General features: G+C 68.6%; 8 protein-coding genes. All 8 read right to left on the bottom strand.

The features are described from left to right. Positions 1 to 96: 96 nt before the first annotated feature. The gene (paaZ, locus tag HC022_RS15150; protein ID WP_167453005.1) at positions 97 to 2166 is read right to left on the bottom strand and encodes a phenylacetic acid degradation bifunctional protein PaaZ; all 2070 of its coding nucleotides are present in this window, start codon (positions 2164 to 2166) and stop codon (positions 97 to 99) included. 17 nt (positions 2167 to 2183) lie between these two features. Next, positions 2184 to 2936 (bottom strand): Phenylacetic acid catabolic protein, encoded by a 753-nt coding sequence (locus HC022_RS15145; protein WP_167453004.1) that lies wholly within the window; start codon positions 2934 to 2936, stop codon positions 2184 to 2186. Beyond that, positions 2926 to 4002: a 1,2-phenylacetyl-CoA epoxidase subunit PaaE gene (gene paaE / locus HC022_RS15140; protein ID WP_167453003.1), complete on the bottom strand. Its 1077-nt coding sequence runs from the start codon at positions 4000 to 4002 to the stop codon at positions 2926 to 2928. The genes HC022_RS15145 and paaE overlap by 11 nt, the downstream gene beginning before the upstream one ends. A gap of 67 nt (positions 4003 to 4069) precedes the next feature. Then, positions 4070 to 4591: a 1,2-phenylacetyl-CoA epoxidase subunit PaaD gene (gene paaD / locus HC022_RS15135; RefSeq protein ID WP_089960272.1), complete on the bottom strand. Its 522-nt coding sequence runs from the start codon at positions 4589 to 4591 to the stop codon at positions 4070 to 4072. A 5-nt stretch (positions 4592 to 4596) separates the two neighbouring features. Next, positions 4597 to 5451: a 1,2-phenylacetyl-CoA epoxidase subunit PaaC gene (gene paaC, locus HC022_RS15130; protein WP_167453002.1), complete on the bottom strand. Its 855-nt coding sequence runs from the start codon at positions 5449 to 5451 to the stop codon at positions 4597 to 4599. Next, positions 5451 to 5738, bottom strand: coding sequence for a 1,2-phenylacetyl-CoA epoxidase subunit PaaB (gene paaB, locus HC022_RS15125; RefSeq protein ID WP_008887762.1), 288 nt, complete (start codon positions 5736 to 5738; stop codon positions 5451 to 5453). Before paaB ends, paaC begins: the two co-directional genes overlap by 1 nt. 25 nt (positions 5739 to 5763) lie before the next feature. Beyond that, positions 5764 to 6762: a 1,2-phenylacetyl-CoA epoxidase subunit PaaA gene (gene paaA, locus HC022_RS15120; RefSeq protein ID WP_167453001.1), complete on the bottom strand. Its 999-nt coding sequence runs from the start codon at positions 6760 to 6762 to the stop codon at positions 5764 to 5766. Between the two features lie 23 nt (positions 6763 to 6785). Next, positions 6786 to 7472, bottom strand: a 687-nt coding sequence (locus tag HC022_RS15115; protein WP_167453000.1) for an acetyl-CoA C-acyltransferase, incomplete at its 5' end; no start/stop codon positions are given.

Below are 7472 nucleotides of genomic sequence, written 5' to 3'. Positions count from 1 at the left end.
CCACGATCACGTCACCGATCAGCACGGCCTCGGGGTGGACGAAGGCCGAGGGGGCCACCACCGGCACCACCCCGTCCCAGGCCCAGATCGCCATGCTCAGGCCTCCTGCGGCAGCGGCCAGCTCTTGGCCACCATGGTCAGCACGTCGTACTCGGCCACCACCTCGTCGTTCTGGTTGGTGACGCGGCAATCCCAGCGCACCTCGCCGTAGACCGTGCCCTCGCGCGGGTTGATCTGCTTGCAGGTCAGTTGAACCTGCAGGCTGTCGCCGAAGTAGACGGGCGTCAGGAAGCGCAGGTTGTCGACGCCGTAGTTGGCCAGCACCGGGCCCGGATCGGGCTGCACGAAGAGCCCCGCCGCAAAGGAAGCGATGAGGTAGCCATGCGCCACGCGGTCGTCGAAGAACGGGTTGGCCTTGGCCGCGTCGCTGTCCATGTGGGCATAGAAGGTGTCGCCGGTGAAATGGGCGAAGTGCTCGACGTCTTCCTCGGTGATGACCCGGCGCTCGGTGACCAGCTGGTCGCCGATGGCGAGCTCGGCCAGCGACTTGCGGAACGGGTGCGTGCCCTGCACGACCGGTGCGCCCGCGACCCATTCCCCGGTGACCGCCGAGAGCAGCCGCGGCGTGCCCTGGACGGCGGTGCGCATCATGAAGTGCTTCACCCCGCGCATGCCGCCCATTTCCTCGCCACCGCCCGCGCGGCCCGGCCCGCCGTGCACCAGCGGTGCCAGCGGCGCGCCGTGGCCGGTCGAGGTCTTGGCGCTGTCGCGGTTGCCCAGCATCACCCGCCCGTGGAAGGGCGCGACGCCGATCACCAGCTCGGCCGCGACGGCGGGATCGTTGGTGAAGACCGACGACACCAGCGAGCCCTTGCCCTTCATCGCGAGCGTGACCGCCTCGTCGAGGCCGTCATATGCCATCACCGTCGCCACCGGACCGAAGGCCTCAATGTCATGCGGGGCGGTGGCGGTCAGAGGATCGGCACAGTGCAGCAGCACCGGGTTGAGGAAGGCGCCCGTCTCGGCATCGCCCGAGACCAGTTCGACCCTTGCCGGATCGCCGTAGACGATCTCTGCCTCGCGGGCGATCTCGGCGATCTTCTCGCGCACGCCGTCCCGGTCGCCCAGCGAGGCCAGCGCGCTCATGCGCGCGTCGGCGTCGTCCGGCAGCCCCAGCGGTGTTTTGCCAAGCCGGTCGGACAGCGCTTCGATCACCGCCTGTTCCTGCCCTTTAGGGACGATTACGCGGCGGATCGCGGTGCATTTCTGCCCCGCCTTGGCAGTCATCTCGCGGTGCACTTCCTTGACGAAGAGATCGAACTCCGGCGTGCCCGGCACCGCGTCGGGGCCCAGGATCGCGGCGTTGAGGCTGTCGGCCTCCATGGTGAAGCGCACCGAGTTCTCGATGATCGCCGGATGCGCCTTCAGCTTGCGCCCGGTCGAGGCCGAGCCGGTGAAGGTGACGATGTCCTGCCCGGTCACGTGGTCCAGCAGATCCCCGACGCCGCCGCAGACGATCTGCAGCGCACCGTCGGGCAGGATGCCCATCTCGAGGATGCGCCGCACCACCAGCTCGCTCAAATAGGCGGTGGCCGAAGCGGGCTTCACGAGGCAGGGCATGCCGGCGATCAGCGCGGGCGCGATCTTTTCCAGCATCCCCCAGACCGGGAAGTTGAAGGCGTTGATGTGGATCGCCACGCCCCGCATCGGCACGAGGATGTGCTGTCCGACGAAGCTGCCGTCGCGCGACAGCCCCTCGACCGCGCCCTCGGGGACCACCCTGGCGTTGGGCAGCTCGCGCCGGGCCTTCGACGCGAAGGTGAGCATCGTCCCGATGCCGCCGTCGATGTCCGGCCAGGCGTCGCGGGCGGTGGCGCCGGTGGCGAGGCTCTCGGCGTAGAACTCGTCCTTCATCTCCATCAGCTTCATGCCGATGGACTTCAGCATCAGCGCGCGCTCGTGGATGGTGTGGCCGCGCAGCGCCTTGCCGCCGACCTCGCGGCCCCAGTCCAGCGCCCCGGCGAAATCGAGCCCGTCCGATCCGATGTAGGCGTGCACCTCCCCGGTGGCGGCGTTGGCGAGCGGCTTGCCCTCGCCCTGCCCGGCGCGCCAGGCGCCCTGCACGTAGCTCTCGAGGCGGCGGGCGGTGCGTCCCGTATCCAGCATTTGCTCGTCCTTCCTGTTCAGCAGAGCCCGAGGGGGGAAAGCACGCTCTCCGCCTCGGCGCGCCACGCGCTGCGCAGCGTCTCGTTGTCGGTGTGGCGCAGGCCCATCGCCTGTTGCTTCTCGAAGCGCTCCGAGACCGCCGGGCCGAAGGTCTCGGCCACGCGCGGCATCCAGTAGGCGACCGAAGCCTTTGCCTCATCCGTCGCGCCGATCCGCTCGAGCCCCTCGAGGCCCAGCTCCATGTGCCGCTTCTCGCGCGGGAGGATGTCGCGCAGCACCTCGGCCAGCGGCTGGTACGAACTGCGCGCCAGCTCGCCCACGGCGTGCTGCGTCGCAAGGCCCATGAGCACGTTCATCACCACCGCGTCGGTCCAGCCGGTCAGCGGGTAGTGGAAGACCGAGAGCCGCATGTCGCCGCCGTGGCGCTTCGCCTCGAGGGTGCTGTCACGGTCCTCGCGCGCGGCCCAGTCATGGGCGCGTTCATAGAGCGCCTTGTCGGTGCCGAAGCCCTCCATCAGGTCGAGCACACGCTCGGCATGGTCGGCCTTCTCCAGCGTGATCCGGCTGGCGGCGATGCGCGCCTTGATGCCCGGCGCCCAGTTGATCGCCCCGGCGAAGCCCGCCGAGCCCGCAAGCTCGCTGTCCACGAAGGAGGACATCAGCCGCAAGAGCTCGCCGCGGTAGCGCGGCGGCACGTTCTCGGGAGAGGTCAGCTTGCCACCCTGCGCGAGATACTCGGCGATGGGCATGGTGTCGGTGTCATTCGTCATAGCTGAGCACCACCTTGTCGGAGAGCGGAATGCACTGGCACGACAGCACGTAGCCGGCGCGCACCTCGTAGTCCTCGAGCGCGTGGTTGATCTCCATCTCGACCTCGCCCTCGAGCACCTTGGCGCGGCAGGTCGAGCAGACGCCCGCCTTGCACGAGTAAGGCGCGTCCATGTTGTTCCCGATGGCGGCGTCCAGCACGGCGGTGCCGTCCTTCGGCATCTGGAAGGTCCGCGTCGCGCCGTCGAGCGTGACCGAGACCTCGCAGGTGTTGCCCGCGGTGGTGGCCTGCTGCGAGACCGCGCGCGTCTTGGCCCGGCCCGGCTGCGACGAGGCGAAGAGCTCGAACTTGATCTGGTCGTCCGCAAGCCCCGCCTGCCGCAGGCTCTCCGCGATGGTCAGCATCATCGGTTCGGGGCCGCAGATGAAGGCGGTGTCCACGCCCTCGGCGTCGATCCAGAGGCGGAACAGCATCTCCATCTTCTCGGCGTCGATGCGCCCGGTGAAGAGGTCGATCTCCTGCCCCTCGCTCTCGAGGATGTGGATCACCGAGAAACGGCCGAGGTAGGTGTTTTTCAGGTCCTCGAGTTCCTCTCGGAACATGATCGAGCCGACCTGGCGGTTGGCGTAGACCAGCGTGAAGGTGGCGTTGGGCTCATGCGCCAGCACGGTCTTGATGATCGACAGCACCGGGGTGATGCCCGACCCGCCCGCGAAACCGAGGTAGTTCTTGGCGCTGGACGCATCGAGCACCGTGAAGAACCGCCCCTGCGGCACCATCGCGTCGAGCGTGTCGCCGGCCCTGAGCTCTTCGTTGGCCCAGGTCGAGAAGGCGCCGCCGTCGACGCGCTTGATGCCGACCTTGAGGCAGCCCTCGTCGACGCCCGCGCAGATCGAGTAGGACCGGCGCAGTTCCTCGCCGTCGAACGCGCGGCGGAAGGTCAGGTACTGGCCCTGCGTGAAGCCGAAATTCTCCGCGTCCTCGTCGCGCGGCTTGAGCGTGACCACCACCGCGTCGCGGGTCTCGCGGCGGACGTCGGTCACTTCGAGGGGATGGAAACGGGGCATGTCAGACCTCCTCCTGTCTGGACAGGGAAATGCGCAGGCGATGCCCCGCCCGGGGCACCGGAATGGCTCAGTGGCACTTGAAGTAGTCGAAGGGCTCGAGGCAGTCGCGGCAGCGATAGCTGGCCTTGCAGGGGGTCGAGCCGAACTGGCTGACCCGCTCGGTGTGGGACGATCCGCAGCGCGGGCAGGCGATCACCAGGTTCGACCGGCCCGACAGACGCGCCGCGCGGCCCGCCATCAGGCCGTCGGAGGCGGTGCCGTCGACCGGCGGGGCGATGCCGTAGGCGCGCAGCTTGTCGCGCGCCGCGTCGGTCACCCAGTCGGTGGTCCAGGGCGGCGACAGGCGGCGTTCCAGCCGCAGGTCGGTGATGCCCTTCTCGCGCAGCTGGGTCTCGATCATCAGGTCGATGACCGAGGTGGCCGGGCAGCCGGAATAGGTCGGCGTCACCGCCACCACCAGCGTCTCGCCTTCCCAGCGGACCTCGCGGACGATGCCGAGCTCGGTGACCGAGACCACCGGGATCTCGGGGTCGGGCACCTCGCCCAGCCAGTCCCAGACCTGCTCGGTGGATGGCAGAACCGCGGTCATCGGCCTTACCAGCTTGCGCCCGGGTAGGCGCGCTGCAGGAACTGCATCTCGGCGAGGATGTAGCCGAGGTGTTCGGTGTGCCGCCCCTGCTTGCCGCCGGATTGCGCGTCAAAGCGCTGTTCGGGCTGCACCAGCGTCGCCTCGTCCAGCATCTCGGCCACGGTGCGCTGCCAGAGCGGCAGAAGGTCCGCGAGCGCGGGCGCGATGCCGGCCTCGGCCACGGCGTCATCCACCGCATCGGCGGCGAACATCTCGCCGGTGTAGGGCCAGAGCTTGTTCAGCGCCGCCTGCATCCGGGCGTGGCTTTCCTCGGTGCCGTCGCCCAGCCGGACCACGAGGTCCGAAGACCGCTCGAGGTGGTAGGACACCTCCTTGAGCGCCTTGGCGGCGATCTCGGCGACCCGCGGGCTCGACGATCCGGTCAGCGCGGTCAGCAACTCGTAGTGGAAGGCATCGAAGAGGAACTCGCGCATGAGCGTGACCGCCATGTCGCCGTTCGGCAGCTCGAGCAGCTTGAGGTTGCGGAACTTCATCGCATCGCGCAGGAAGGCCAGCTTGTCGGCGTCGCGCCCTGCCCCCTCGACCTCGGCGGCAAGGCCGAGCCACATCTGGGTGTGGCCGATCAGGTCGAGCGCGGTGTTGGCCAGCGCGATGTCCTCTTCCAGCACCGGGCCATGGCCGCACCATTCCGAGATGCGGTGCCCGAGGACCAGCGAATTGTCCCCCATCCGGCAGAGCCAGTCGAAGAAGGCGGGTTTCAGCGCCACGTCCGAGATGTGCGGATCGTGCCCCTGTGCGGCTGCGGCACGCTCGGCGAGCGTGACCACATCCGGCGTTGCGGCATCGGGAAGCGAGGGCATCACATGTGCCCCACTTCGTCGGGGATGTCGAAGAAGGTCGGGTGGCGGTAGACCTTGCTCTCGGCCGGATCGAAGAGCGGGCCCTTCTCGGACGGCGCCGAGGCGGTGATCGCCGCCGAGGGCACCACCCAGATCGACACGCCTTCCTTGCGGCGGGTGTAGACGTCGCGGGCGTTCCGGATCGCCATCTCGGCATCGGGGGCGTGCAGGCTGCCGACGTGGCGGTGGTTCAGCCCGTGCTGGCCCCGGATGAAGATCTCCCAGAGCGGCCATTCTTTCTTGGTCATGTCACATCCTCCTCAATCGGCGCGCTTACTCGGCGGCCACGTTCGATGCCGCGCGTCGTGCGGCGGCCTTCTCGGCATAGGCGGTCAGCCCGTCGCGGAACCACGCGCCCTTGTCCCAGGCCTCGCGCCGCGCGCCGAGGCGCTCTTCGTTGCAGGGGCCGTTGCCCTTGATCACCTCGAAGAACTCGGACCATTCGGGCTCGGCGAAATCGTAATGGCCGCGCGCCTCGTTCCACGTGAGCGTCTCGTCGGGCACGGTGAGGCCGAGGTACTCGGCCTGCGGCACCGTCTCGTCGACGAATTTCTGGCGTAGTTCGTCGTTGGTGTTCATCTTGATCTTCCACGCCATCGACTGGGCGGAGTGCACCGAGTCCTTGTCGGACGGGCCGAACATCATCAGCGAGGGGTACCAGAAGCGGTTCAGCGCATCCTGCGCCATTTCCTTCTGCTCGGGCGTGCCCTGCGCCATCTTCATCATGATCGCGTAGCCCTGCCGCTGGTGGAAGCTCTCTTCCTTGCAGATCCGGATCATCGCGCGGCTGTAGGGGCCGTAGGAGGTCCGCTGCAGCGGCACCTGGTTCATGATCGCGGCGCCGTCGACCAGCCAGCCCACCGCGCCCATGTCGGCCCAGGTCAGCGTCGGATAGTTGAAGATCGAGCTGTATTTCATCGCGCCCGAGTGCAGCTTTTCCATCAGCTCGTCGCGGCTGACGCCCAGCGTCTCTGCGGCGGAATAGAGGTAGAGCCCGTGCCCGGCCTCGTCCTGCACCTTGGCCAGCAGGATCGCCTTGCGCTCGAGCGTGGGTGCGCGGGTGATCCAGTTGCCCTCGGGCAGCTGGCCGACGATTTCAGAGTGCGCGTGCTGGCCGATCTGGCGGATCAGCGTCTTGCGGTAGCCCTCGGGCATCCATTCCTTGGGTTCGATCTTGTCGCCGCGGTCGACCCGCTCCTGAAAGGCGCGCTCCTCGGGGCTCATCTCCTCGAGCGACTTCATGCCTTCCGATTTCACCATCTGTGCATACATGGTCGTGCCTCCTCCTGAAGGGGTCAGATACGTTCGAGGATCATCGCGATCCCCTGCCCCACACCCACGCACATGGTGCAGAGGGCGTAGCGGCCGCCGGTGCGGTGCAGTTGCCGGGTCGCGGTCAGGACGAGCCGTGCCCCGGACATGCCAAGCGGGTGGCCCATGGCGATGGCGCCGCCATTGGCGTTCACATGCGGGGCGTCATCGGGCAGGCCCAGCTCGCGCAGCACCGCGAGGCCCTGCGCCGCGAAGGCCTCGTTGAGCTCGATCACGTCCATCTGGTCAAGCGTCAGACCGGCGCGGTCGAGCACCTTGCGGGTCGCGGGAACCGGGCCGATGCCCATCACGCGGGGCGCGACACCCGCCGCCGCCATGGCGACGATGCGCGCCTGCGGCGTCAGGCCATTCTTGGCCGCCGCCGCCTCGGAGGCGACGATCACCCCCGCCGCGCCGTCGTTCACGCCCGAGGCATTGCCCGCGGTGACGCTGAGATCGGGGCCGTTGACGCCGCGCAGCTTGGCCAGCTTGTCGACCGTCGTGCCGGGGCGCGGGTGCTCGTCGGTGTCCACCACCAGCGGGTCGCCCTTGCGCTGCGGGATCGTCACCGGAACGATCTCCTCGGCGAAGACGCCGGCCTTGTGGGCCGCTTCCCAGCGGTCCTGCGAGCGCACGGCGAAGGCATCCTGGTCGGCACGGCTGACGCCGTA

The organism is Salipiger sp. HF18, from assembly GCF_011806505.1.
GTDB classification, from domain to species: Bacteria; Pseudomonadota; Alphaproteobacteria; order Rhodobacterales; family Rhodobacteraceae; genus Salipiger; species Salipiger thiooxidans.
This window is presented reverse-complemented; position numbering and strand designations above follow the sequence as displayed.

Bases quoted from the DNA above. Each gene is read 5' to 3' on its own strand.
- paaC (WP_167453002.1), bottom strand. From the start codon at position 5,451: ATGCCCTCGCTTCCCGATGCCGCAACGCCGGATGTGGTCACGCTCGCC.
- HC022_RS15145 (WP_167453004.1), bottom strand. From the start codon at position 2,936: ATGACGAATGACACCGACACCATGCCCATCGCCGAGTATCTCGCGCAG.
- paaE (WP_167453003.1), bottom strand. From the start codon at position 4,002: ATGCCCCGTTTCCATCCCCTCGAAGTGACCGACGTCCGCCGCGAGACC.
- paaD (WP_089960272.1), bottom strand. From the start codon at position 4,591: ATGACCGCGGTTCTGCCATCCACCGAGCAGGTCTGGGACTGGCTGGGC.
- paaZ (WP_167453005.1), bottom strand. From the start codon at position 2,166: ATGCTGGATACGGGACGCACCGCCCGCCGCCTCGAGAGCTACGTGCAG.
- paaB (WP_008887762.1), bottom strand. From the start codon at position 5,738: ATGACCAAGAAAGAATGGCCGCTCTGGGAGATCTTCATCCGGGGCCAG.
- paaA (WP_167453001.1), bottom strand. From the start codon at position 6,762: ATGTATGCACAGATGGTGAAATCGGAAGGCATGAAGTCGCTCGAGGAG.